This is a genomic window from Aminobacter sp. J41 (assembly GCF_000526635.1).
GTDB lineage: Bacteria > Pseudomonadota > Alphaproteobacteria > Rhizobiales > Rhizobiaceae > Aerobium.
Genome location: NZ_JAGL01000007.1, coordinates 51,858 through 76,837, shown reverse-complemented (window position 1 = coordinate 76,837; position 24,980 = coordinate 51,858). Strand labels below are relative to the sequence as shown.

Annotated in this window: 24 protein-coding genes and 2 pseudogenes; 5 read left to right on the top strand and 21 right to left on the bottom strand. The window is 62.9% G+C overall.

Annotation, left to right across the window (positions count from 1 at the left end):
* Positions 1-9: 9 nt before the first annotated feature.
* The 18 genes and pseudogenes from L630_RS0107160 to L630_RS0107075 all read right to left on the bottom strand — a co-directional run bounded on the left by L630_RS0107160 (position 10) and on the right by L630_RS0107075 (position 17,160).
* On the bottom strand, positions 10-1,515 hold the full coding sequence (locus tag L630_RS0107160; protein WP_024847588.1) for an NADH-quinone oxidoreductase subunit M: 1,506 nt from the start codon (positions 1,513-1,515) through the stop codon (positions 10-12).
* Positions 1,515-3,497 carry an NADH-quinone oxidoreductase subunit L gene (nuoL, locus tag L630_RS0107155; protein WP_024847587.1) on the bottom strand — a complete coding sequence of 661 codons (1,983 nt, stop codon included), beginning with the start codon at positions 3,495-3,497 and terminating at the stop codon, positions 1,515-1,517. Before nuoL ends, L630_RS0107160 begins: the two co-directional genes overlap by 1 nt.
* A gap of 7 nt (positions 3,498-3,504) precedes the next feature.
* Positions 3,505-3,813, bottom strand: coding sequence for an NADH-quinone oxidoreductase subunit NuoK (gene nuoK, locus L630_RS0107150; RefSeq protein ID WP_024847586.1), 309 nt, complete (start codon positions 3,811-3,813; stop codon positions 3,505-3,507).
* Between the two features lie 4 nt (positions 3,814-3,817).
* Positions 3,818-4,438 carry an NADH-quinone oxidoreductase subunit J gene (locus L630_RS0107145; protein ID WP_024847585.1) on the bottom strand — a complete coding sequence of 207 codons (621 nt, stop codon included), beginning with the start codon at positions 4,436-4,438 and terminating at the stop codon, positions 3,818-3,820.
* A gap of 133 nt (positions 4,439-4,571) precedes the next feature.
* Positions 4,572-5,063, bottom strand: a complete 492-nt coding sequence (nuoI, locus tag L630_RS0107140) for an NADH-quinone oxidoreductase subunit NuoI (protein WP_024847584.1) — start codon at positions 5,061-5,063, stop codon at positions 4,572-4,574.
* A 1-nt stretch (position 5,064) separates the two neighbouring features.
* Entirely contained in the window at positions 5,065-5,256 is a 192-nt protein-coding gene (locus L630_RS0107135) for a hypothetical protein (RefSeq protein WP_024847583.1), read from the bottom strand.
* On the bottom strand, positions 5,253-6,302 hold the full coding sequence (gene nuoH, locus L630_RS0107130) for an NADH-quinone oxidoreductase subunit NuoH (protein WP_024847582.1): 1,050 nt from the start codon (positions 6,300-6,302) through the stop codon (positions 5,253-5,255). Before nuoH ends, L630_RS0107135 begins: the two co-directional genes overlap by 4 nt.
* A gap of 9 nt (positions 6,303-6,311) precedes the next feature.
* On the bottom strand, positions 6,312-8,393 hold the full coding sequence (gene nuoG / locus L630_RS0107125; RefSeq protein WP_024847581.1) for an NADH-quinone oxidoreductase subunit NuoG: 2,082 nt from the start codon (positions 8,391-8,393) through the stop codon (positions 6,312-6,314).
* A 66-nt stretch (positions 8,394-8,459) separates the two neighbouring features.
* Positions 8,460-8,999 carry a helix-hairpin-helix domain-containing protein gene (locus tag L630_RS0107120; protein ID WP_210164326.1) on the bottom strand — a complete coding sequence of 180 codons (540 nt, stop codon included), beginning with the start codon at positions 8,997-8,999 and terminating at the stop codon, positions 8,460-8,462.
* 56 nt (positions 9,000-9,055) lie between these two features.
* On the bottom strand, positions 9,056-10,360 hold the full coding sequence (gene nuoF, locus L630_RS0107115; RefSeq protein ID WP_024847579.1) for an NADH-quinone oxidoreductase subunit NuoF: 1,305 nt from the start codon (positions 10,358-10,360) through the stop codon (positions 9,056-9,058).
* Between the two features lie 76 nt (positions 10,361-10,436).
* Positions 10,437-11,282 (bottom strand): annotated as a pseudogene (gene nuoE / locus L630_RS0107110) (NADH-quinone oxidoreductase subunit NuoE); the annotation flags it as partial.
* Positions 11,283-12,473, bottom strand: a complete 1,191-nt coding sequence (locus tag L630_RS0107105; RefSeq protein ID WP_024847577.1) for an NADH-quinone oxidoreductase subunit D — start codon at positions 12,471-12,473, stop codon at positions 11,283-11,285.
* Positions 12,474-12,481: 8 nt separating this feature from the next.
* On the bottom strand, positions 12,482-13,087 hold the full coding sequence (locus L630_RS0107100; RefSeq protein WP_024847576.1) for an NADH-quinone oxidoreductase subunit C: 606 nt from the start codon (positions 13,085-13,087) through the stop codon (positions 12,482-12,484).
* Between the two features lie 9 nt (positions 13,088-13,096).
* On the bottom strand, positions 13,097-13,678 hold the full coding sequence (locus tag L630_RS0107095) for an NADH-quinone oxidoreductase subunit B (protein WP_024847575.1): 582 nt from the start codon (positions 13,676-13,678) through the stop codon (positions 13,097-13,099).
* On the bottom strand, positions 13,669-14,034 hold the full coding sequence (locus L630_RS0107090) for an NADH-quinone oxidoreductase subunit A (RefSeq protein ID WP_024847574.1): 366 nt from the start codon (positions 14,032-14,034) through the stop codon (positions 13,669-13,671). Before L630_RS0107090 ends, L630_RS0107095 begins: the two co-directional genes overlap by 10 nt.
* A 207-nt stretch (positions 14,035-14,241) precedes the next feature.
* The gene (locus L630_RS0107085) at positions 14,242-14,769 is read right to left on the bottom strand and encodes a protein-tyrosine-phosphatase (protein WP_024847573.1); all 528 of its coding nucleotides are present in this window, start codon (positions 14,767-14,769) and stop codon (positions 14,242-14,244) included.
* Positions 14,770-14,833: 64 nt separating this feature from the next.
* Positions 14,834-15,886 (bottom strand): aldo/keto reductase, encoded by a 1,053-nt coding sequence (locus L630_RS0107080; protein WP_024847572.1) that lies wholly within the window; start codon positions 15,884-15,886, stop codon positions 14,834-14,836.
* Positions 15,887-15,957: 71 nt separating this feature from the next.
* Positions 15,958-17,160: a TadE/TadG family type IV pilus assembly protein gene (locus tag L630_RS0107075; protein WP_024847571.1), complete on the bottom strand. Its 1,203-nt coding sequence runs from the start codon at positions 17,158-17,160 to the stop codon at positions 15,958-15,960.
* A 212-nt stretch (positions 17,161-17,372) separates the two neighbouring features.
* Between L630_RS0107075 and pncB the strand changes: the two genes are divergently transcribed.
* Positions 17,373-18,677, top strand: coding sequence for a nicotinate phosphoribosyltransferase (pncB, locus tag L630_RS0107070; protein ID WP_024847570.1), 1,305 nt, complete (start codon positions 17,373-17,375; stop codon positions 18,675-18,677).
* Between the two features lie 19 nt (positions 18,678-18,696).
* Here pncB and L630_RS0107065 read toward each other — a convergent pair whose 3' ends face one another.
* Entirely contained in the window at positions 18,697-19,527 is an 831-nt protein-coding gene (locus L630_RS0107065) for an aldo/keto reductase (RefSeq protein WP_024847569.1), read from the bottom strand.
* Between the two features lie 86 nt (positions 19,528-19,613).
* On the opposite strand from L630_RS0107065, the gene L630_RS0107060 reads away from it, so the two are divergent.
* Both L630_RS0107060 and L630_RS0107055 read left to right on the top strand, forming a co-directional pair.
* On the top strand, positions 19,614-20,597 hold the full coding sequence (locus L630_RS0107060; protein WP_024847568.1) for a DUF1624 domain-containing protein: 984 nt from the start codon (positions 19,614-19,616) through the stop codon (positions 20,595-20,597).
* Positions 20,587-21,066, top strand: coding sequence for an isoprenylcysteine carboxylmethyltransferase family protein (locus tag L630_RS0107055; RefSeq protein WP_024847567.1), 480 nt, complete (start codon positions 20,587-20,589; stop codon positions 21,064-21,066). Before L630_RS0107060 ends, L630_RS0107055 begins: the two co-directional genes overlap by 11 nt.
* 8 nt (positions 21,067-21,074) lie before the next feature.
* Here the strand turns inward: L630_RS0107055 and L630_RS0107050 are convergent, their stop codons facing one another.
* Positions 21,075-21,623, bottom strand: a complete 549-nt coding sequence (locus L630_RS0107050; protein WP_024847566.1) for a GyrI-like domain-containing protein — start codon at positions 21,621-21,623, stop codon at positions 21,075-21,077.
* A gap of 179 nt (positions 21,624-21,802) precedes the next feature.
* Here L630_RS0107050 and L630_RS0107045 point away from each other — a divergent pair.
* Both L630_RS0107045 and L630_RS0107040 read left to right on the top strand, forming a co-directional pair.
* Positions 21,803-22,294: pseudogene (locus tag L630_RS0107045) on the top strand (tripartite tricarboxylate transporter permease); the annotation flags it as partial.
* A 189-nt stretch (positions 22,295-22,483) separates the two neighbouring features.
* Complete coding sequence (locus L630_RS0107040; protein WP_024847564.1) at positions 22,484-23,974, top strand: lipopolysaccharide biosynthesis protein; 1,491 nt, start codon at positions 22,484-22,486, stop codon at positions 23,972-23,974.
* A gap of 352 nt (positions 23,975-24,326) precedes the next feature.
* On the opposite strand, the gene L630_RS0107035 is transcribed toward L630_RS0107040, so the two are convergent.
* Entirely contained in the window at positions 24,327-24,836 is a 510-nt protein-coding gene (locus L630_RS0107035) for a single-stranded DNA-binding protein (protein ID WP_024847563.1), read from the bottom strand.
* Positions 24,837-24,980: the final 144 nt, after the last annotated feature.

Below are 24,980 nucleotides of genomic sequence, written 5' to 3'. Positions count from 1 at the left end.
CTTACTACCTTAGCGGCTCGCCATCGCGGCCTGAGTGGCCTCGATCGACAGGGTTACATTGTTGACGAGAGCGTCCACCGACGCGGTCGTGAAGTCGAAGACCGCCGACGGATACACACCGAAGAAGATCACGAGAATGACCAGCGGGTAGAGAATGGCCTTCTCGCGGCCCGACAGGTCCATCAGGCCCTTCAGGCTCTCCTTGGTCAGTGCACCGAAGACCACGCGGCGGTAGAGCCACAGCGCGTAGGCGGCCGACAGGATCACGCCAGTTGCCGCGAACAGGGCGACCCAGGTGTTGACCCGGTAGACGCCAGCCAGCGTCAGGAACTCGCCGATGAAGCCCGAGGTGCCCGGCAGGCCGACATTCGCCATCGTCATGATCAGGAACACGACCGCGTACTTCGGCATGTTGTTGACCAGACCGCCATAGGCGTCGATCTCACGAGTGTGCATGCGGTCGTAGATCACGCCGACGCAGAGGAACAGCGCGCCCGAGACCAGGCCGTGCGACAGCATCTGGAAGATCGCGCCCTGGGTGCCTTCGATGTTGAGGGCGAAGATACCCATCGTCACGTAGCCCATGTGGGCGACCGACGAATACGCGATCAGCTTCTTGATGTCCTCCTGCATCAGCGCCACCAGCGAGGTGTAGATGATCGCGACGATGGACAGGGTGAACACGAACGGCTGGAAGTACAGCGACGCATCCGGGAACATCGGCACCGAGAAGCGCAGGAAGCCGTAGCCGCCCATCTTCAGCAGGATCGCGGCAAGCAGAACCGAACCAGCGGTCGGCGCTTCGACGTGCGCGTCCGGCAGCCAGGTGTGGACCGGCCACATCGGCATCTTCACCGCGAAGGACGCGAAGAAGGCGAGCCACAGCCAGGTCTGCATCGAAGCCGGGAAGTCATGTGCCAGCAGCGTCGGAATGTCGGTGGTGCCGGCGTTCCAGAACATCGCCATCATGGCGAGCAGCATCAGCAGCGAGCCGAGCAGCGTGTAGAGGAAGAACTTGAACGACGCGTAGACGCGGCGCGGTCCGCCCCAGACGCCAATGATGATAAACATCGGCACGAGGCTCGCCTCGAAGAAGACGTAGAACAGCACTAGGTCGAGCGCGCAGAACACGCCGATCATGATCGTTTCCAAGATGAGGAACGCGATCATGTACTCCTTGAGGCGCTTCTCCACTTCCCACGAGGCCAGGATGCACATCGGCATCAGGAACGTGGTCAGGATGACGAACAGCACCGAAATGCCGTCGACGCCCATGTGGTAGGAGATGCCGGTGTCGAGCCACGCGGTCTTCTCCACGAACTGGAACCCTGCATAGGTCCGGTCAAAGCCGGCCCAGATGAAGAGCGACAGCAGGAAGGTGACGACCGTCGTCAGCAGCGCGATGTTGCGGATGTTCTTGCGCGCGGCGGTGCCCTCGTCCCTGACCAGCAGGATCAGGAACACGCCTACCAGCGGCAGAAAGGTTACGGTCGATAGGAGCGGCCAGCCGGTCATCAGAAGGAGCCTCCGAGCATCATCCAGGTGACAAGCGCAGCGACACCGATGAGCATTGCGAATGCATAGTGGTAGAGATAGCCGGTCTGCATCTTGACGACCCGGTCGGTGATGTCGACGACGCGTGCCGCGACGCCATTGGGACCAAAGCCGTCGATCACGACGCCGTCGCCCTTCTTCCAGAGGAAGTAGCCGAGGCGCTTTGCAGGACGGACGAAGAGGAAGTCATAGAGCTCGTCGAAGTACCACTTGTTCAGCAGGAACTGGTAGAGCCCCTGATGCTGCTGGGCGAGCTGCTTCGGCGTCTCCGGCGAGCGGATGTAGAACTGGTATGCAACCAGGAAGCCCAGCACCATCGCGACGAACGGCGACAGCTTCACCCAGAACGGCACGTGGTGTGCATCGTGCAGGATGTGGTTGTCCGGCAGCGTGAACAGCGCTCCCTGCCAGAAAGCATCGTAGTTGTCGCCGATGAAGTAACCCGAGAACACGAAGCCAGCGAACAGCGCACCGACTGCGAGCAGGTACAGCGGCACCAGCATGACCGGCGGCGATTCATGGACGTGGTGCATGACCTCTTCCGACGCGCGCGGCTTGCCGTGGAACGTCAGGAAGATCAGGCGCCACGAGTAGAAGCTCGTGAACATCGCGGCGATGACCAGCAGCGTGAAGGCGAAGCCAGCAACGGCGCTATGCGAAGCGAACGCACCCTCGATGATCGCGTCCTTCGAGAAGAAGCCCGCGGTACCGATCACGGTCGCCGGGATACCCACGCCGGTCAGCGCAATCGTCCCGATGATCATCATCCAGTAGGTGGTCGGGATCAGCTTGCGCAGCCCGCCCATCTTGCGCATGTCCTGCTCGTCGGAGACGGCGTGGATCACCGAGCCCGAGCCAAGGAACAGCAGCGCCTTGAAGAAGGCGTGCGTGAAGAGGTGGAACACCGCGGCCGAGTAGAAGCCGAGGCCGAGCGCGACAAACATGTAGCCGAGCTGCGAGCAGGTCGAGTACGCGATCACGCGCTTGATGTCGTTCTGAACGAGGCCCACGGTCGCCGCGAAGAAGGCGGTGATCGCGCCGATGATGGTGACGACCATCAGGGCGGTGTGGGTCAGCTCGAAGATCGGCGAGAGGCGAGCCAGCATGAAGACGCCGGCGGTGACCATCGTCGCCGCGTGGATGAGCGCCGACACCGGGGTCGGGCCTTCCATCGCGTCCGGCAGCCAGGTGTGCAGAGGAACCTGCGCCGACTTACCCATCGCGCCCATGAAGAGCAGCAGGCAGATCACGGTCAGTGCGCCAGCCTGGGTCAACGACCAGTCGAGGAACTGGAAGACGACCTGTCCGGTGGTGTCCGGGTTCGCGGCAATCGATGCGGCGTTGGCGAAGATCGTGTCGAAGTTCACCGAGCCGAAGATCACGTAGACGCCGAACATGCCGAGCAGGAAGCCGAAGTCGCCGACGCGGTTGACGACGAACGCCTTGATCGCGGCCGCATTCGCCGACGGCTTCTTGAACCAGAAGCCGATCAGCAGATACGAGGCCAGACCCACGCCTTCCCAGCCGAAGAACATCTGGACGAGGTTGTCCGACGTGATCAGCATGAGCATCGCGAAGGTGAACAGCGACAGGTAGGCGAAGAAGCGCGGCCGATGCGGATCGTGGTGCATGTAGCCGATCGAGTAGATGTGAACCAGCGCAGAGACCGAGTTCACGACGACCAGCATCACCGCAGTCAGCGTATCGATGCGGAATGCCCAGGAAACATCGAAGCTGCCGACTTCAATGAAGCGCAGCACCGGAACGGTGAAGGCCGGCGTATCGCCGAGGGCTACCTGGAAGAAGGCCACCCACGACAGGACGGCCGCGATGAGCATGAAGCCGGAAGTTACGAATTCCGATGCCTTGGCACCGATCGCGCGGCCGAAGAGGCCGGCGATCAGGAAGCCCGCGAGCGGAAGGAAGACGATGGCGTGATACATTGCCCGCTCAGCCCTTCATCATGTTGACGTCTTCCACGGCAATCGAGCCGCGGTTGCGGAAGAAGACGACGAGGATTGCCAGACCGATCGCCGCCTCGGCCGCCGCCACTGTCAGGACAAACAGGGCGAAGACCTGGCCGACGAGGTCGCCAAGCACGGCCGAAAAGGCCACGAAATTGATGTTCACCGCGAGCAGGATGAGCTCGATCGACATCAGGATGACGATCACGTTCTTCCTGTTCAGGAAGATGCCGAACACGCCGAGCGTGAACAGGATCGCCGAGACGGTGAGATAGTGTGCGATACCGACTTCCATTGTCTCAGATTCCCCTGCCCGTCTCGACTTTCTTGACTTCGATCGCGGTAGCCGTCGTGCGGGCAACCTGAGCCGCGACGCTCTGGCGCTTGGCCTTCGCCTTGTGGCGCAGGGTCAGCACGATCGCGCCGATCATAGCCACCAGCAGCACCAGGCCGGCGATCTGGAAGAAGAAGAGATAGTCCGTGTAGAGAATGTCACCGAGCGCAGCGGTGTTGTGGCGCTGGTCGACCGGCGGCGTCGGCCGCGAGGTCGAACCGGCGAGTTCCGGCGCGAAGGTGTAGCCGCCCAGCACGACGATCAGCTCGGCGGCGAGGATCAGGCCGACCAGCGCGCCGATCGGGGCGTACTGCAGGGCGCCCTGCTTCATCTCTCCGAAGTCGACGTCGAGCATCATCACGACGAAGAGGAAGAGAACCGCCACCGCGCCGACATAGACCACCAACAGGATCATCGCCAGGAACTCGGCGCCCGTCAGCAGGAACAGGGCAGCCGCGTTGAAGAAGGTGAGGATCAAAAAGAGCACAGAGTGCACCGGGTTGCGCGACGAGATGACCATGAAGGCCGCCGCGACCGCGATGAAGGCGAACACGTAGAAAAAGATCGCCTCAAGTCCTGTCAGCATGGGTTCCCCCGGGTTCCAATAAAGGCACTATGCATCTTGCAACGCCCTGCTCCACGACTGCTGCAGCCCGTCGGCTCCGGCAGATTCGCGTGTTCCTTAGAACAGCCGTTACCGGCCGTCCACTTCACCCCACTCAGCGGTAGGGCGCATCCAAAGCTATGTTTCGCGCGATCTCGCGCTCCCACCGGTCGCCGTTGGCGAGCAGCTTCTCCTTGTCGTAGTAGAGCTCTTCGCGCGTCTCGGTAGAAAATTCGAAGTTCGGGCCTTCGACGATCGCATCGACCGGGCATGCCTCCTGGCAGAAGCCGCAGTAGATGCACTTGACCATGTCGATGTCGTAGCGAACCGTGCGGCGGGTGCCGTCATTGCGGCGCGGGCCGGCCTCGATGGTGATCGCCTGCGCCGGGCAGATCGCTTCGCACAGCTTGCAGGCGATGCAGCGTTCCTCACCGTTCGGATAGCGGCGCAACGCATGCTCGCCACGGAAGCGCGGCGAGATCGGGCCTTTCTCGTACGGGTAGTTGATCGTGTACTTCGGCGCAAAGAACTGGCGCATCGACAGGAAGAAGGCCCCGACGAACTCCTTGAGCAGCAGCGACTTGGCAGCCTGGGCTAGCGCTGACATGTTATTCTCCACCAAACAAAGAGCCGGCGAACCAGCCCATCACCGGGAACACGGCCGTCTTAGCCGCTCCCGAAACCTTCGTTGCATTCCTCGCCCCGGCGAGTTCCACCCGCCGCGACTTCGCGCAGAGGAAGCTGGCGTCAGCATGCGCCGTCACCAGCCCGAGCAAAGCTCCTGTTGCGCCTCCGATCATGCCGCCGTCAGCTCCAGCACCTTGAGGAAGATGGCAGTAGCGATGACCATGAACAGCGAGATCGGCAGGAACACCTTCCAGCCAAGGCGCATCAGCTGGTCGTAGCGGTAGCGCGGGACGAAAGCCTTCACCATGGCGAACATGAAGAAGACCATGCAGACCTTGAGCACGAACCAGATGACGCCCGGCACCCAGGTGAACGGCGCGAAGTCGAACGGCGGCAGCCATCCACCCAGGAACAGGATGGTGGTCAGCGCGCACATCAGGACGATGGCGACGTATTCACCAAGGAAGAACAGCAGGAACGGCGTCGACGAGTATTCGATCATGTGACCGGCGACCAGCTCCGACTCGGCTTCCACCAGGTCGAAGGGCGGACGGTTCGTCTCGGCGAGGGCCGAGATGAAGAAGATCACGAACATCGGGAACAGGCCGAGCCAGTGCCAGTCGAGGAACGTGTTCGGCAGGCCGAGACGCGTGCCAAGACCATCGCGCTGCGACAAGACGATGTCGGTGAGGTTCAGCGAGCCGACGCAGAGCAGCACGGTGACGATCACGAAGCCGATCGAGACTTCGTAGGACACCATCTGCGCCGCCGAACGAAGCGCGCCGAGGAATGGGTACTTCGAGTTCGAGGCCCAGCCGCCCATGATCACGCCATAGACCTCAAGCGAGGAGATGGCGAAGATGTAGAGGATGCCGACGTTGATCGTCGCAATCGCCCAACCTTCCGAGACCGGGACCACCGCCCAGGCGGCAATCGCGAGAACCGCCGAAACAAGCGGCGCCAGCAGGAAGACGACCTTGTTGGCACCGGACGGAATGACCGGCTCCTTGAAGACGAACTTCAGCAAGTCGGCGAACGCCTGCAGCAGGCCCCATGGGCCGACCACGTTCGGGCCGCGGCGTAGCTGAACCGCCGCCCAGATCTTGCGGTCGGCGTAGAGAAGATAAGCAACCAGGATCAGCAGGACCACGATCAGCAAGACGGACTTGCCGAGAATGATCAGCGCCGGGAGCACGTATGATGCAAAGAAGGAATCCATTGCCCCGCCCTATTCCGCCGCCTGCCTGAAGCCATCGCGCGCCAGGGCCGAGCACTCGGCCATGACAGCGGACGCCCGGGCGATCGGGTTCGTCAGATAGAAGTCAGTCACTGGCGAAACGAAAGCCGCACCCGAAACCGAGCCGCCCTTGCCGGCAAGCGCCGCAACGTCGGCCGGATTGCCCGGAGCGATTTCATCGATCGCCGCAAAATGCGGATACTCCGCATAAAGCTTGGCGCGCAGCTGCGTCAGCGAGTCGAACGGCAGGCGCTTGCCGAGCACGTCGGAGAGGGCACGCAGGATTGCCCAGTCTTCCTTGGCGTCGCCCGGCGCAAAGCCGGCGCGGTTAGCCAGCTGTACGCGGCCTTCCGTGTTGACGTAGGTGCCCGACTTCTCGGTGTAGGTCGCGCCCGGCAGGATGACGTCGGCGCGGTGCGCACCGGCGTCGCCGTGGCTGCCGATGTAGACCGTGAAGGCAGAGCCGATCTGCTTCATGTCGAATTCGTCGGCACCGAGCAGGAAGAGCACATCGAGCGCGCCCATCATGCCAGCAATATCCTTGCCCCCCTCACCCGGCACGAAGCCGAGGTCGAGACCGCCGACGCGGGCGGCTGCGGTGTGCAGGACGGCAAAGCCGTTCCACTCTTCCGACACGGCACCGACATCCGTCGCGATCTTCGCGGCCAGTGAGAGGACGGCAGCGCCATCCTCGCGAGCAAGCGCGCCTTGGCCGACGATGATGAGCGGACGCTTGGCGTCCTTCAGCGTCTGCAGGAAGGCGATCGAGCCGGACGCCAGCTGCGCCAGCGTGTCACCGCCGTTACCCAGCGGCTGGTAATCGTAGCGCAGGTCACCGGCCTCGCCGATGACGGCGATCGGCAGGTCGGACGCACGCCAGCGCTTGCGGATACGGGCGTTGAGCACCGATGCCTCGAAGCGCGGGTTCGAGCCGATGATCAGGATCGCGTCCGCATCCTCAATGCCTTCGATGGTCGGATTGAAGATGTAGCTTGCACGGCCGTTGGTCGGGTTCAGCGCGGCGCCGTCCTGGCGGCAGTCGATGTTCGCCGAGCCGAGCGACTGCATCAGCAGCTTCAGCGCGTACATTTCCTCGACCGCGGCGAGATCGCCGGCAATCGCGCCGATCTTGTCGCCGCTGGTGCGCGAGATAGCGTCCTTGATAGCGGCGAATGCCTCACCCCAGCTTGCCGGCTGGAGGCGGCCGTCACGGCGCACATAGGGGCGGTCGAGACGCTGCGAACGCAGGCCGTCCCAGATGAAGCGGGTCTTGTCGGAGATCCACTCCTCGTTCACCTGGTCGTTGACGCGCGGCAGGATGCGCATGACCTCGCGACCGCGTGTATCGACGCGGATCGCAGAACCCACGGCGTCCATCACGTCGATGGACTCGGTCTTGGTCAGCTCCCACGGACGCGCCTGGAATGCATACGGCTTCGAAGTCAGCGCGCCGACCGGGCACAGGTCGATAACGTTGCCCTGCAGCTCGGAAGTCATCGCCTGCTCGAGGTAGGTCGTGATCTCGGCATCCTCGCCGCGGCCGATCAGGCCGAGCTCGGAAATGCCAGCAACTTCAGTGGTGAAGCGGACGCAGCGCGTGCAGTGGATGCAGCGCGTCATCACCGTCTTCACGAGCGGGCCAATGTACTTGTCCTCGACGGCGCGCTTATTCTCCGCATAGCGGGACGCGTCGACGCCGAAGGCCATGGCCTGGTCCTGAAGGTCGCACTCGCCACCCTGGTCGCAGATCGGGCAATCCAGCGGGTGGTTGATGAGCAGGAACTCCATCACACCTTCGCGGGCCTTCTTCACCATAGGCGAGTTGGTGAACATCTCTGGCAGTTCGCCGTTCGGGCCCGGACGGAGGTCGCGCACGTTCATCGCGCACGATGCCTGCGGCTTGGGAGGACCACCCTTCACTTCCACGAGGCACATGCGGCAGTTGCCGGCGATCGACAACCGCTCGTGGAAGCAGAAACGCGGCACTTCTGCGCCGGCATGTTCCGCCGCCTGAAGAAGCGTGTAGTGATCGGGTACCTCGATCTCTTTGCCGTCGACCTTCAGTTTAGCCATATTGCCTCAACTCCGCGGATACCCGCAAAACCCTGCTTCGGGGCGGCTGGCCGCCCCAGTAGTTCGTCACTCGCGACCGGATAGCGCCTTCGCCTGCCCTACCCAGTCATCACGTTCAATACGGCCCGAAAGGCCAAACTCGGCATCGAGTGCCGCAATCGCCTCTGCATCGAGCTCAGCGATCTGGCGGATCGTCTGGATACCGCGCTTCTTCAACACCTGTTCGAGCTTCGGACCGATGCCGGAGATCTTCTTCAGGTCGTCCTCCGCTTCGGTTTTTGCCGTTGCGGAAGCTCTGCTAGCGGACGAAGCTTTCGCAGGCGTTGCCTTCTCGACCAGCTTCAGCCGCGTGACGTTGGAACGCGGTGCCGGAGCCGCCGGTGCGGGCGTCGCCGGCGCTGCTTCCTCGAAGAAGCGGCGCGTCGCGTCGACAGCAGCAGACATCGTACCGAGCCACACCCCAAAGGCGTGACTGGCAACGCCGAAGCCGATAGCTCCGACAGCCGCAGCGCCGCCCGTCGGGTGCGCCATCAGGTTGATCGCGGAGGCGATCTCCTGCGGCATCCCGGCCGGCTTGACGCTGGCTATGTCACCATACTGCATCATCGGCATCATTCCGTGGGGTCCCCTGGCGGAGGCCCTGCGTAAGACTTTCCTTCGCCCTATTCCGCAGCGACCAGCACCGGCTCGGTGCGATGGGAGTTGCGGGTGAATTCGTCGATGCGGCGCTCGATCTCCGGGCGGAAGTTGCGGATCAGACCCTGGATCGGCCATGCCGCCGCATCGCCCAGAGCGCAGATCGTGTGGCCTTCCACCTGCTTGGTCACGTCCAGCAGCATGTCGATCTCGCGCTTATGCGCCTCGCCACGAACCAGACGCTCCATCACGCGCCACATCCAGCCGGTACCCTCGCGGCACGGCGTGCACTGGCCACAGCTCTCGTGCTTGAAGAAGTACGAGAGGCGCGCGATCGCCTTGATGATGTCGGTCGACTTGTCCATCACGATGACGGCCGCCGTACCGAACGACGACTTGCGCTCGCGCAGGCCGTCGAAGTCCATCGGGCAGTCGATGATGTCCTCGGCCTTGACCACCGGGCAGGATGCGCCGCCGGGGATCACCGCCAGCAGGTTATCCCAGCCGCCGCGAATGCCGCCGCCATGCTTCTCGACGAGCTCACGGAAGGTGATGCCCATCTCCTCTTCGACGGTGCACGGCGTGTTGACGTGACCGACGAGCATGAACAGCTTGGTGCCGACGTTGTTCGGACGGCCAATCGACGAGAACCAGGATGCGCCACGGCGCAGGATGGTCGGAGCAACCGCGATCGACTCGACATTGTTGACGGTCGTCGGGCAGCCGTAGAGGCCCATGTTGGCCGGAAACGGCGGCTTCAGGCGCGGCTGGCCCTTCTTGCCCTCTAGGCTTTCGAGCAGCGCGGTCTCTTCACCGCAGATGTAAGCGCCGGCGCCATGGTGGACAAAGACGTCCATGTCCCAGCCGCACTTGTTGTTCTTGCCGAGGAGGCCTGCGTCATAAGCCTCGTCAATCGCGCGCTGCAGCGCCTCGCGCTCGCGGATGAACTCACCGCGGACGTAGATGTAGGCGGTGTGTGCGCCCATCGCGAAGCCGGCGATCAGGCAGCCTTCAACCAGCGTGTGCGGGTCGTTGCGCAGGATTTCGCGGTCCTTGCAGGTGCCCGGTTCGGATTCGTCGGCGTTGACGACGAGGTAGTGCGGACGGCCGTCGCTTTCCTTCGGCATGAAGGACCACTTCAGGCCGGTCGGGAAGCCGGCGCCGCCGCGGCCACGCAGGCCCGACGCCTTCATCTCGTTGATGATCCAGTCGCGGCCCTTGTCGATCAGGCCCTTGGTGTCATCCCAGAGACCGCGGCGCATCGCGCCAGCGAGCGACTTGTCAAATCGACCGTAGATATTGGTGAAGATGCGGTCTTTATCCTGAAGCATCCCGACCTCCTTAAACCGACTTCTTGTCGGCGTCTTCAGCCGGCTTGTCAGCGTCTGCACGCTGCTCACCGGTGACAGACTTGTTCGCCTCGACCTGGTTGGTCGCAGGTGCCGCCACGCTCGCCGAAGCTTCGGCAGCCGGGCTCGCCTTGACCGGCGACGGCGATTTCACAGCCGGGTTGGTCTCGATCGCATCGGTCTTCGGACGACCTGCCTCGCTCGGCGGGAGCTCAGCCGAACCTGCCTCGGCGGCAGCAGCAGCAGCCGCTGCCTCGCGGGCCAGCGCATCGCGGGTCGTCTTCAGGACGTTGACCTCGTCGGTCAGCGCGGTGAAACCGGTGGCCGGCGCGGAGAAGAAGCGGTCGGTCTGCGGACCGGTCGGAACCTGCTCGCCGCGGCCAGCCTCGAACTCATCGATGATCTCGGCGAGACGCTCAGGCGTCAGATCCTCGTAGGTGTCCTTGAAGATCATCACCATCGGCGCGTTGACGCAGGCGCCGAGGCACTCGACCTCTTCCCACGACAGCGTGCCGGACTCGTTGCAGTGATGCGGCTCCGGATGGATCTTGTTGCGGCAGACTTGCTTGAGGTCTTCGGCGCCGCGCAGCATGCAGGGCGTCGTGCCGCAAACCTGGACATGAGCCTTGGTGCCGACCGGCTTGATCTGGAACTGCGTGTAGAAGGTCGCAACTTCGAGGACGCGGATGTACGCCATGCCAAGCATGTCGGCGACGTACTCGATCGCGGCCTTGGTCACCCAGCCTTCCTGTTCCTGCGCCCGCATCAGAAGCGGGATCACAGCGGACTGCTGGCGCCCTGCCGGGTATTTCTTGATGGTCTGCTCTGCCCACGCCAGGTTCGCCTCGTTGAAGGCGAAGCTGGCTGGCTGCAAGGCTGGCTCTGCGAGACGGCGAACGGACATTTAACGGTCGACCTCACCAAACACGATGTCGAGGGAGCCAAGGATGGCGGATACGTCGGCGAGCATGTGTCCCTTGCACAGGAAATCCATCGCCTGAAGATGCGCATAGCCCGGCGCGCGGAGCTTGCAGCGGTACGGCTTGTTGGTGCCGTCCGAGACAAGATAGACGCCGAACTCGCCCTTGGGCGCTTCCACGGCGGCGTAAACTTCGCCGGCCGGAACACGGAAGCCCTCGGTGTAAAGCTTGAAGTGGTGGATCAGCGCTTCCATCGAACGCTTCATCTCACCGCGCTTCGGCGGGACGACCTTACCGTCAACAGTCGAGACGGGGCCGACGCGCTCGCTGCCGAGCAGACGCTCGACGCACTGGCGCATGATGCGGGCCGACTGGCGCATCTCTTCCATGCGGATGAGGTAGCGGTCGTAGCAGTCACCGTTCTTGCCGACCGGGATGTCGAACTCGAGCTCGTCGTAGCACTCGTAAGGCTGCGACTTGCGCAGATCCCACGCAGCGCCCGAGCCACGGACCATGACGCCGGAGAAGCCCATCGCCCACGCATCTTCGAGGCTGACGACGCCAATGTCGACGTTACGCTGCTTGAAGATGCGGTTTTCGGTCAGAAGCGCATCGAGGTCGTCGATGGTCTTCAGGAATGGATCGATCCAGTTGCCGATGTCCTGAATGAGGCGCTCCGGCAGGTCCTGGTGAACGCCACCCGGACGGAAGTAAGCCGCGTGCATGCGCGAGCCGGATGCGCGCTCGTAGAACACCATCAGCTTCTCGCGCTCCTCGAAGCCCCACAGCGGCGGGGTGAGAGCACCAATGTCCATGGCCTGCGTCGTCACATTCAGGATGTGCGACATGATGCGGCCGATCTCGGAGTAGAGCACGCGGATCAGCTGACCGCGCTTCGGCACCTCGATGCCGAGCAGGCGCTCGACGGCCAGGCAGTATGCATGCTCCTGGTTCATCGGGGCGCAGTAGTCGAGGCGGTCGAGGTACGGAACGGCCTGCAGGTAGGTCTTGTACTCCATCAACTTCTCGGTGCCGCGATGCAGCAGGCCGATATGCGGATCGGCGCGATCGACGATCTCGCCATCCAGCTCGAGCACGAGACGCAGAACGCCGTGCGCCGCCGGGTGCTGCGGACCGAAGTTGATGTTGAAATTACGAACGGATGTCTCAGCCATAACGCGCCTCAGTTCGGCTTGGCTTTCTCATCGCCGGGCAGCACGTAGTCAGTGCCTTCCCACGGCGACAGGAAGTCAAAATTGCGGAACTCCTGCTTGAGCTCCACGGGCTCGTAGACCACGCGCTTGATCTCGTCATCGTACCGGACTTCCACGAAGCCGGTGAGCGGGAAATCCTTGCGCAGCGGATGCCCTTCAAAGCCGTAGTCGGTGAGGATGCGGCGCAGCTCCGGATGACCGGAGAACAGCACGCCATAGAGGTCGTAAACCTCGCGCTCGTACCAGTTTGCGCCCGGGAACACCGAGGTCACGGACGGCACCGGCGTATCCTCGTCGGTACGGACCTTGACGCGAATACGCAGGTTCCTGGTCGGCGACAGCAGGTGGTAGACGACGTCGAAGCGATCCTCGCGCGCCGGATAGTCGGCGCCCGAAACGTCGATGAACGAGACAAAGCGGCAGTTGGCGTCGTCACGCAGGAACTGCACTACGTCGACGATCGCCTCGCGCACCACGAGGACAGTGAGCTCGCCATATGCGACGGTGACGTCCAGGACCTGGTCGGCCAGACGTTCGCGCACATAGGAACCGAGGCTGGAAAGGGCTTCGCTCATAGTCGCTTCTTACCGCTCAATGGTGCCGGTGCGGCGGATCTTCTTCTGCAGGAGAAGAATGCCGTACATCAGCGCTTCCGCCGAAGGCGGGCAGCCAGGAACATAGATGTCCACCGGGACGACGCGATCGCAGCCGCGCACCACCGAATAGGAATAGTGATAATAGCCGCCGCCGTTGGCGCACGAACCCATCGAGATCACATAGCGCGGCTCAGGCATCTGGTCATAGACCTTGCGGAGCGCGGGCGCCATCTTGTTGGTCAGCGTGCCGGCGACGATCATGACGTCCGACTGGCGCGGGGAAGCGCGCGGCGCGACGCCAAAGCGCTCACTGTCGTAGCGCGGCATTGCTGAGTGGATCATCTCCACGGCGCAGCAGGCCAGACCGAAGGTCATGTACATCAGCGAGCCGGTACGGGCCCAAGTGATCAGGGCTTCCGACGAGGTGACAAGGAAACCCTTGTCCGACAGCTCGTTGTTCAGCTCGCCGAAGAACGGATCATCAGAACCGATCGGCTTCCCGGTGTTCGGATCAATGAGACCCTTGGGCTTTGGGGCAACCAAAGTCTGGGAGGCGTCGTTCAATCCCATTCCAGTGCTCCCTTCTTCCATTCATAGATGAAGCCGATGGTCAGCACAGCGAGGAAGACCATCATCGAAGAAAATCCCAGCCACCCGATCTGACCGAAGGAGACGGCCCAGGGGAACAGGAAGGCCACTTCGAGGTCGAAGATGATGAACAGGATCGACACCAGATAGAAGCGGATGTCGAACTTCATGCGCGCGTCGCTGAAGGAGTTGAAGCCGCACTCGTAGGCGGACAGCTTCTCCGGATCAGGGTTGCGGAAGGCGACCAGGAACGGCGCCACCAGGAGCGCGAGACCCACCACCAGCGCAACGCCGAGGAAGATCACGATTGGAAGGTAGGAACTCAGAAGTTCGCTCATCGTATTTTCCGTTTGCACCTCAACCTGGCTCGTTACCAAAGCAGCGACCCAAGGGCGTGACCGCAACAGATTCTCCGACAGGAGTTCTTGAAGCGAGGATATATGCGGGGCGAGCGTTAGCGCAGGCGACCCCGCGAAGCAAGTCCAAGATTTGCCAGAATTTTGCGCTGAACGGCCCTGGCGAAGGACGTCCTGCCCCTGAGGCGGTTACAAGTTAACGTTACCTTTCCTGTCCACAGCAATTGAAAACGGGGTGCCTTCAAAAGCATCAGCGCCCCGCCCGATTGCCTCTATTGCAGCGATCATCCGTCCTTCACGCCCGAGAAGCTCATCAGCGTGACCGATGAGCCGCAAATTTGGCGTCGCGGACGGCGAAACACGGCGCAATTCCTGCGCGAGTTCTGCCTCGCAGCGATGCGGAGCAAGTGCCGCAACGGCAATGTAGGCTGCCGCGGTCGAGCGGCTGATCCCCGCAAAGCAGTTGATAACCAGCGGCTGCGCTCGGTCCCACTCCCTGACGAAGGCGAGCAGGCTCTCCACATGCGCCCTGGCGGGCACGACCATGCCCGGTTCTTCGGCGACCACGTCATTCATCTCGAGGAAGAGATGATTCGCCGGGACGATGCTGGCAGGACGCTGGAACTCCGCCCTGTGGGTCAAAAGGGTAACCAGCCGTGTGGCGCCTGCCAGCGCGATGGTCTCCTCAACCCTCGTCTTCGGACAAACGTAGATCATTGGACTAATCTTGCGGCGCCTTCATCAAGCCCTGCGCCTGCCAGCCAAATAGGTACTCGAGACATCAGGGGCAAGGGTTGCCGCGCAACTGGTGCTCAGCGTCGACCGCCTGTTGCATCTCTTCGGTCCACTTCACCTCCGCCAAGGACAGCGCGAGCTCAAGCTGCTCGATGGACGTCGCGCCAATGATGTTCGAGGTAACGAACGGCTGATGCGTGACGAAGGCGTTGGCGAACAGTGCCGGCTCCATACCGAACTGGCGAGCCATGTTGTTGTACGCCTTGAGCGCGTCGGCAGCACCAGGCGTCTCGTAGCGCTGCAGGCGATCGAACAGCTGCTTGCGCGAGCCGGCCGGCAGAGCGCCATCGTCGTATTTTCCGGTGAGGTACCCCTGCGCCAGCGGAGAATAAGCGAGCAGGCTCACCTCCTCGCGGTCGCAAACCTCGGCGAGGTTCACCTCGAAGGTGCGGTTGACGAGGTTGTAGGCGTTCTGCAGCGACACCGGGCGTGGGCCCACGCCGCGTTCCGACTCGGCGATGAACTTCATCACGCCCCAGGAGCTTTCGTTCGAGAGCCCCAGATGGCGGATCTTGCCGACCTTCACCAGCTCGTCGAACACGGCGAGCGTTTCGGCGATCGGCGTCTCGTCCTCGGCGCGCTTAGCCGGCCAATCCGTCACGCGGTTGGGGTTGGAGCCCCACGGGACCAGACGGTCGGGGAAGTGGATCTGGTAGATATCGACGTAGTCGGTCTGCAGCTTCTGCAGCGACTTGTCGATCGCGTCCATGATGTCTGCGCGCACCAGCCTCGACGGGCGGCCGCCGCGGAACCACTCATTGGCGGTGCGTCCGACAACTTTGGTTGCGAGCACCAGCTTGTCGCGGTTGCCGCGCGCCTTCATCCAGTTGCCGATGATGCGCTCGGTGCGGCCCTGCGTCTCCGCCTTCGGCGGGATCGGATATAGCTCAGCGGTGTCGATGAAGTTGACGCCGCGGTCGATCGCGAGGTCGAGCTGCTGATGGCCTTCGGCTTCCGTGTTCTGCTCGCCGAAAGTCATGGTCCCGAGACAGATCTTCGAGACAAAAATATCCGTGCGCCCGAGCCTGCGCTTTTCCATTTGCCGTACTCCAGAATGATGGGTGGCCGACGAGTTGGACTCGCCGGCCACAAAAGTCAATTTCCGCGGTGTCAGTGCGAAAGATAAACCGTCTTGTGACCCGAGCCCGGCGAGGAAATGCCGGTCATGTTCCAATCGGCGTCATTGATGATGAGCGTATTGAAGACCATCGCGACCTTGTTCTGGCCGATATTGGTCTTCGAGTTGTAGATAGCGTCGCGGTTGGGAAGGTAGATCACGCCTTCCAAATGCTCGCTCACCGAACCGTTGAAAATGAACGGTCCCTTGTTCGTGCCCTTTGTCTCGAACATCAGGATGCCCTTGTAGGGTCCGGATGTCGGTGCGGTAGCCTTCATCGTGATGCCGCCGTTCATGCGCAGTTCCGCATAGGGGCTGGTGAAGTAGAAGGTCACGCCCTCGGCGATCACCGTAGCACCTGCGGGAATGATGATCGTGCTCGAGATAATGTGCAGTCCCGGCTCGAAGACAACCTTGTACGGTTCGTTGATGTTGAAACCACAGTGCTTGCCGGGGCTGATCGTGTAGGTCGTGCCGTTCTTCGACGGACCCGATGAGCAGTTGGCGGGGATGGACGGCGCCGGGATCGCGTTTGCATACGGATCGTTATCGACCTTGCAGTTGGTCTCGAGCCCGCCGAGCGTGCCGCCATTCTTGATGATGTTGGTGCCAGCGACGCAGGTCTTCGCGACGTCGATGGTCGCGCCAGCGTTCATGATCATCGCGGGGTTCGACTTCGAATGGACGTGGATTTCGCAGTCCTTGGCGGAAACGTTGGCCCCGGAATTCACCAGCAGCGCCTGGTGTGTGCTGCCGAGAACGGTCACGCAGGGCACCGGCGTGGTCGCCGTCGTGAACCGAGCCTGCGAATAGACGCCGATCTCCTTGCCCTCGGTCATCCCCGGGATCCTGAAAGTGGCCGCCATCGGGCGGGTCGCCCAGCCGTTCAGGACCCCATCCCCAAGCTCGAAGCGGACCGTAGTGACGCCCGCGTCCGAATAGGTTCGATCGAAGAATTGCTCTGCCGCGGTTGTCTGGTTGCTCTCGGCGGCTGCGCCCGCCAGCACCGCAGCATCAAGCCGCTGCTGCAGGTCGGAGCGCATGCGCGACGCATTGGTATATTCAACTGCCAGTGCCACCGCCCCGAGAAGCGGCAGACTCGCGATCGCAGTGATGACGGCGTAATTGCCGCCTCGGTCGCGCGCAAACGTTGAGAAGAGCGCGCGCAGGCGCTCACCAAGGCGCAAAAACTCCATGTCGGCCCCCCAGCCGTGTATACTCACGCGCCACTGACTATAGGTAAGGCGTAAAATTCCGCTGAATCCGGCGCTGTCTCGTTGCGCCCAGGGTTACGGAATTGACAATGGAGCCCGCATAGGTTCCGTTCCCCACGCGCCATTGGGAGGATGGCCGAGCATGAGGACACCGTGAGCGCAACTTCTCCCACGCGCTCGTCGCGAGACACGACATGACCAAGACCGACATCGCCCGCAGGGTCTACAACCACACCTGGAAGCTCGACCCGATCGTGCGCAGCCTGCTCGACACGGACTTCTACAAGCTCCTGATGCTGCAGATGATCTGGGGGCTGTATCGCGATGTCGACGCTACCTTTTCGCTGATCAACCGCACGAAGTCGGTGCGAATTGCGGAGGAGATCGAGGAGCAGGAGCTGCGTGCGCAGCTCGATCATGCGCGGACGCTGCGCTTCACCAAGAAGGAGATGATCTGGCTCGCCGGCAACACCTTCTACGGCCGCAAACAGATCTTTGAGCCGGACTTCCTCGCCTGGCTCGAGAACTTCCGCCTGCCTGAATACGAGCTTTTCAAGCGCGACGGCCAGTACGAGCTGCACTTCCACGGCCGCTGGCACGAAACGACGATGTGGGAGATTCCGGCGCTCGCCATCATCAACGAGCTGCGCTCACGCGCGGCGCTGAAGTCGATGGGGCCGTTCGCGCTCGACGTCACCTATGCCCGCGCCAAGGCGAAGGTGTGGGAAAAGGTCGAACTGCTCAGGAAATATCCCGAACTGCGCATTTCCGACTTCGGCACCCGCCGTCGCCACTCGTTCCTGTGGCAGCGCTGGTGCGTCGAGGCGCTGAAGGAAGGCATCGGTTCCGCTTTCACCGGCACGTCGAACGTGCTGCTGGCGATGGACACCGATCTGGAAGCGCTGGGTACCAACGCGCACGAGCTGCCGATGGTGCTGGCAGCGCTGACGAAATCCGACGAGGAGCTGCGCGCCTCTCCCTACAAGGTGCTGGAAGCATGGCAGCGCTACTATGGCGGCAACCTGCTAATCGTGCTGCCGGATACCTTCGGCACCGCTTCATTCCTGCGCGATGCACCGGACTGGGTGGCTGACTGGACCGGCTTCCGTCCCGACAGCGCCCCGCCAATCGAGGGCGGCGAGCGCATCATCCAGTGGTGGAAAGAACGCGGACGCGATCCGCACGAAAAGCTGCTCATCTTCTCCGACGGTCTCGACGTCGCCACCATCGAGAAGACCTACCAGCACTTCAAGGGCCGCGTGCGGATGTCGTTCGGCTGGGGCACCAACCTGACCAACGACTTCAAGGATTGCGCGCCGGCGCACAATGACCGGCTCAAGGCGATTTCACTCGTCTGCAAGGTGACGCAAGCCAACGGACGCCCCGCAGTCAAACTCTCCGACAATCCGGAAAAGACCACCGGCGATCCGAGGGAAATCGAGCGCTACCTGCGTGTCTTCGGCGAGGAAGCGCGGACGAGGCAGCCGGTCCTCGTCTAGACCGGCTGCAAGCAGTCAATCAGGCTGCGTCCCACTTCGGGGAGAACGCGTAGTCGCAGATGCGTGGCGCCTTGCCGCGCAGCGCAGTGATGCCGGCCATCTCCTCATCGCTCAGCGCGAAGTCGAACACGTCGATGTTCTCGGCGAGGCGCTCCTTCTTCGACGTGCGGGGGATGGCGACGATGCCGTCCTGCTGCACATGCCAGCGCAGCACGATCTGGCCCGGTGTTTTGCCATGGGCGCTGGCGGCTGCCTGCACCACCGGCTCGCTGAGGAGCCTACCACCGCGATAGATCGGGCAATAGGAAGTCATCGCCATGCCGGCGGCGCGGCAGGCCTGGTAGAGCTTGCGCTGGTCGAGATAGGGGTGGTTCTCGACCTGATTGGCGACCAGCGGCTCATTGGTCAGCGCAAGCGCCTCGGCGAGCAGCGCGGTCGGAAAGTTCGAGACGCCGATATGGCGCGCGAGGCCCTCGGACTTCACCTTGTTCAGCGCGGCGATCGACTCCTTCAGCGGAATTTCCGGGTTCGGCCAGTGGATCAGCAGCAGGTTCACGTAGTCGAGGCCGAGGCGGCGCAGGCTGTCCTCCGCGGATCGGCGCAGGTCACCCGCCGACAGATCCGTCCACCAGACCTTGGTGGTGACGAAGATGTCGTCGCGCGAGACGCCCGAAGCGCGCAGCCCCTCGCCCACCGCTTGCTCGTTCTTGTATGCCGCCGCCGTGTCGATATGGCGGTAGCCGAGCGCCAGCGCGTCCGCGACCAGCGAGGCGCACGCCTCTCCCTCGAGGGTCCAGGTGCCCATGCCGAGAGCTGGTATCGAGGCGCCGTTGGCTTCAACGTTATGCATGCATTCTCCCTTCTGCTTGGCCCGCTGCCGCCGTTTCGTGCTATCGCTGGCAACGGCGTAAGGGGCTGACTCGGGAAGAGAGACTAGTGCAGCGTTCCGCAATCGACAAACCCCGGCTGGAGGCCATCGACGTCGCGCGAGGCCTCGCTCTCGTGGCCATGGCGATCTACCATTTTGCGTGGGATCTCGAGTTCTTCGGCTATGTTCCTCATGCAATGACGGCGCAAGGCGGCTGGAAGCTGTTTGCCCGCTGCATCGCCTCGTCGTTCCTGTTTCTGGTTGGTGTCAGCCTGTTTCTCGGCCACGCCAGGGGCATTCGCTGGCGGCCGTTCCTGCGGCGCCTGGCAATGGTCGCGGGCGCCGCGGCGGCGATCTCGCTGGTGACGTGGCTGGCGGTGCCAGGCGGCTTCATCTTCTTCGGCATCTTGCACCAAATCGCGCTCGCCAGCGTGCTTGGCCTCGCCTTCCTGCGCCTGCCGAGCTTTGTCACCATCCTCGTCGCAATTGCTGTCCTGGCCGCGCCGAATTTCCTTCGTTCGACCTTCTTCGACCACCCGGCGCTGTGGTGGGTGGGGCTGTCGAGCATCAATCCGCGATCCAACGACTATGTGCCGCTGTTCCCGTGGTTCGCGGCCGTGCTGTTCGGCATTTCGGGGGCGCGGATCGCAAAAAGCATCGGCCTGTTCGAGCGGATAGCGCACTGGCGCATGCCGAACTGGACGCACCCGCTGCAGTTCGCGGGACGGCACAGCCTCGCCGTCTACCTCATCCACCAGCCGGTGCTTATCGGCCTCGTGTGGCTGTTCTCGCAGGTGATGCCGGCAGCCGAGCCGGCGCGCGACGCGCAGTTCATGCGCGCCTGCCAGGCGCAGTGTGAGGACGTGAAAGAGACGCCTTTCTGCGAGTACTATTGCGTCTGCGTGATGGGCACTCTCGAAAACGAAAGCCGCTTCAACGAGGTGTATGAGGGAACGCCAAGCACCGAGACCGCGCAGAGATTGCAGGAGATCATCTCCGCATGCACAGTTGATGCGGAGTTCGTGACGAAGGGGGAGGAACATGACCAATGACATCAGCCACCAGCCAAATACCATTCCCTGGCCGCCACTGATCTACCTTCCGGGCGTGGCGCTCGGATTCATCCTGAACTGGCTGTTCCCGCTTCCATGGATCACCCGGCCGCTGTCGGAAATCCTGTTCGCGTTCGGGTGGCTGATCGCCGCCGGCGGCATCGCCATGATCGCTATGGCTGTCCGGGCGATGCGTCGCGCGAACACGACGTTGAGACCGCACCGGGGTGCCGACCATCTCGTGACGACCGGTCCCTTCGCGCTTACCCGCAACCCGCTTTACGTGGGCAACACCATGATCATGATCGCCATCGGGCTGATCAGCGGCATCGCGTGGTTCCTGCCGCTGGCGATCATCGCGGCGTTCCTCACGCAAAAACTCGCGATCGAGCGGGAGGAAAAGCACCTCGAGGCGAAGTTCGGCAAGCGCTGGCGCGACTATGCGAAGAAAGTCAGGCGGTGGCTGTGAGGAGCAAGTCAGACTGAGGTCGCGCTGAAGCCGCCGGTCGTTCTCGGCGTCGCCACGCTAACCGTCTGCACCGGCAGCATCAGCCGCAGCGCAGGCGGTGCATCGAGATCCGCGTCGTGCGGATATTCCTCGCGGTGGTCGTAGTGGGTGCGGTCGCGGCGGTAATCGCTGGTGCGGATCCAGTCGAGGATGTGGCCATAGTGGGTGACGACATCGCCGTCCTGCGGCCCATGCCAGGAGCTCGCGACCGTCATCTCGACGAGATCCAGCAGGTCGAAGCCTGCGGGAAGTGCCTCACCCGGCTCCACCGCGATGCCGGCGAAATACTCAAAGCTCCCCTCGCCCAGCGCACGAGAGAGCGCGACGATCGGGCTTTTCCAGGCAGCACTGCGCCTTGCAGAAAAAGCCTGCACGCGACGGAGCAAGGCTTCTGTCTCGCCGGACGCCGCCTGCTCATGCGTGCCGCTCCAGCGCAAGCCGCCAAGAAGCTGGCGCGGACGCTCGGAGATCGAGATGGCATGCGCCCCAAAGCTGGACTCTCCGCAAAGCTGGCACATGATCGGCTGAACGTTCCTTCAAAACTTGCTTGGAAATGGCCCTCGCGCACGGCCGCGTCAACATGCGAAAGCGCATCTGGCACCGCTCGGGGTGACAAACGTCATATCGTACCCCATTATCACTGAAGTAATCGGCCGGAACGGCTCCGATCTGAAAGGCCCTGCATGGGATTTTTCCCTTCCAGCAGTACAACATCCAGCCCGGCCCGCTGCTTTTCGCGCAGCATGCCGGCCTCGTCTGGGCGCTGATTGCCTCGCTGTTCATCGCTAACGTGATGTTGCTGATACTCAACCTGCCGCTCGTCGGCCTTTGGGTCAAGCTTCTGAAGATCCCACTGCCATGGCTTTACGCGGGCATCCTCGTCTTCGCGACCATGGGCACGATAGCCGCGAATCCGTCCGTGGTGGAACTGCTGCTGCTCGTCGCCTTCGGCGTGCTCGGCTTCCTGATGCGGCGATACGACTACCCGATCGCGCCGGCGATCGTCGGCCTGATCCTCGGACCGATGGCGGAGCTGGCGCTGCGCCGCTCGCTGCAGATCAGTCAGGGCGACCCAATGATCCTGTTCCAGCACTGGAGCTCGGCGACGATGATCGGCATCGCCATCATCGCGTTGCTCGCTCCTTACGTGTTCAAGGGGCTGGCGCGGATGGGCCGCGACGAGGACTAGCCGCTCGTCCCACTGCGAAAATCAGGGCGCCGCGGGTCACCGCGGCGCCTTTTTCCTGTCCGTCCTCACCTATCGCGCCTTGGATTGGCGACGAGCCAACGCCGTTAGCCTTTCGGCTAAATGGACGCAGCTGTCGGGGCATGAATATGCTGGCGGGCAACTGAGCTGCCGTCCCGAAGGCTGCGTAACGTGACATCCGAACCCCAGCAAAAATTCTCCAGCACGGCAGCAGGCAGCGTCCTCTGGATGACCGCGCAAAAATGGTTCAGCAGGCTGAGCGGGCTGCTGACCGTCGTGATCCTCGCGCGGTTGCTCGCGCCTGCGGATTTCGGGCTCGTCGCGATCGCGCTGTCGATCATCCCTTTCCTTACGCTGCTCTCCGACCTCGGCTTTTCCACGTACCTGGTCCAGGCGCAGGACCCGACGGCGGAGCACTTCAGCACCGCGTTCTGGTACTCCTGCATCGCAGGAACGATTCTCTCCTTCGGGCTTGGCCTGCTGGGCTATCCGCTGCAGATGTTACTGGAGGTGAAGGACGTCGTGCCGATCCTGTGGGGGCTCGCGCCGGTCGTCCTGTTCGCTGCCCTGGGCTCGGTGCCCAATGCCATGCTGCGCCGCCGGATGCGGTTCGATCTGATCGCCCGCCAGGCGATGCTGTCCGGCGTGATCGGCCAGATTGTCGCAATAACCCTAGCGCTGAGCGGTTTTGGAGTCTGGGCCCTGGTCGCGCAGACGCTGATTGCCCAGCTTGCCGGCACGGTGATGATCTGGATCGCCGCGCGATGGGTGCCGTCAAGCGCCTTCCACTTCGGCGAATTCCGCCGCATGGCCGTGTTCGGCTTCAATGTCGTCGCGGTTGAATTCACGGCCATGGCACGGGCCTCGGCCGAGAACACGATCGTTGCCGCAACGCTTGGGCTCAACGGACTGGGTTATCTCAACGTCGCGCAGCGGCTGATCCAGGTCGCGCAGGACCTGACCGTGACGGCCATCACGCCGGTCTCGACGGTGGTGTTCTCGCAGCTTCGGGTGGACCGTAAGAGGATCGCGTCGGCTTACGACATGGCGCAGGCGGTGGCCTATGCGCTGGTGACGCCGATCATGGTGTTCATCGCGGTTTGCGCGCCGCTTCTCGTGCCGGTCATCTTCGGCCCGCAGTGGCAGCCGAGCATCGGCGCGGCACAGGGCTTTGCGATTGCCGGCATCATGACCATTGGCGCGGCCCTCGACCACGGCCTGCTCTACGGCCTCGGCAAACCGGGAACCTGGTTCATCTACGCCGTCATCATCGATGCACTCACCGTCGCCGTCACCTTCGTCACGGTGGCGCACGGTCTCGAGGCCGTGGCGATCGGATTTATCTTCGTGGCTCTGGTGGCGACGCTGGTACGCTGGCCGCTGGTCACGTCGCAGATCGACGTTTCTCTCGGGCAATTGGCCGGGCAATTTTCGCGGGTCATCCTGCTGGCGGCGGCAACGGGCGCAACTGGCTACATCGCCTTCAATGCAGACACCGACCATGGCCCATTTGTCAGGCTGGTGATCGCCGGCTGTGCCATCAGCCTGTGCTGGCTGGCGAGTGTTTACTTCCTGTTCCCAGCCGCGTTGGCCGAGGGAAAGCGCCTGCTGCAGAAGGTGCTCGACCGGATAAGACCGGCAGCGGTCGTCGCCGACCGGTAGCCCCTCAGCCCGCGATTTCGAGAGAGCCTCTCAATCGCCGCAGCAATCCCACCGCAATATTCCAGTTTCTCGGCAGAAATCCGCCAGCGATTGCCCCCAACCACCTGCGCCACGCCGCATCTGCATGACTGTCGGCCTCACGTCCGCGATCCGCGATCGCCAGCAGCGGCGGGCCCGTTGAGCGGATTCTCGACCGTGATCAAGAAGGCAGTCCCTCACCCACCAAGGCGATGCCGTTGGTGGCGCCGTCTGCCGCGAAAATGCTGTCCCAATGCGAAAAAGCCCCGCCGGATGACCGGCAGGGCTTTCCTGGGCTGCGAGTGCAGCCCTCTTTCGGATGCCTGAGAAGTTCTTAGAACGGAATCTCGTCGTCGAGGTCGCGCGAGTAGCCGCCACCACCGCCGCCGCCCGAGCTGCCGCGATCATCGCCGGCGCCGGAGTAGCCGAAGTCACCACCACGGCTGCTGCCCTGGCCGCCACGGTCATAGCCGACCTGGCCGCCGCCCTCGCCGCGGCTGTCGAGCATCTGCAACTCGCCGCGGAACTTTTGCAGCACGACCTCGGTCGTGTACCGGTCCTGGCCCTGCTGGTCGGTCCACTTGCGGGTCTGCAGCGAGCCCTCGACGTAAACCTTCATGCCCTTCTTCAGGTACTGCTCCGCGACCTTGGCAAGGTTGTCGTTGAAGATCACGACATTGTGCCACTCGGTCTTTTCGCGGCGCTCGCCCGACATCTTGTCGCGCCAGGTCTCCGAGGTTGCGATGCGGAGATTGACGACCGGATCACCCGAATTCAGGCGCCGGATTTCGGGATCGGCGCCCAGATTTCCTACCAGAATGACCTTATTCACACTGCCGGCCATGACTCTCTCCTGCGCTCGTCCGAAACCAAAGAAATGTTCTGCACCTTAGAACAAGTGGGCCGGCGGTGCGCCGCCCGCTTCCGGGCCGGCGCATCTCGTCCACAGTTATATTGTTCGCTCTTTGTTCTTTACCAGATCATTGAC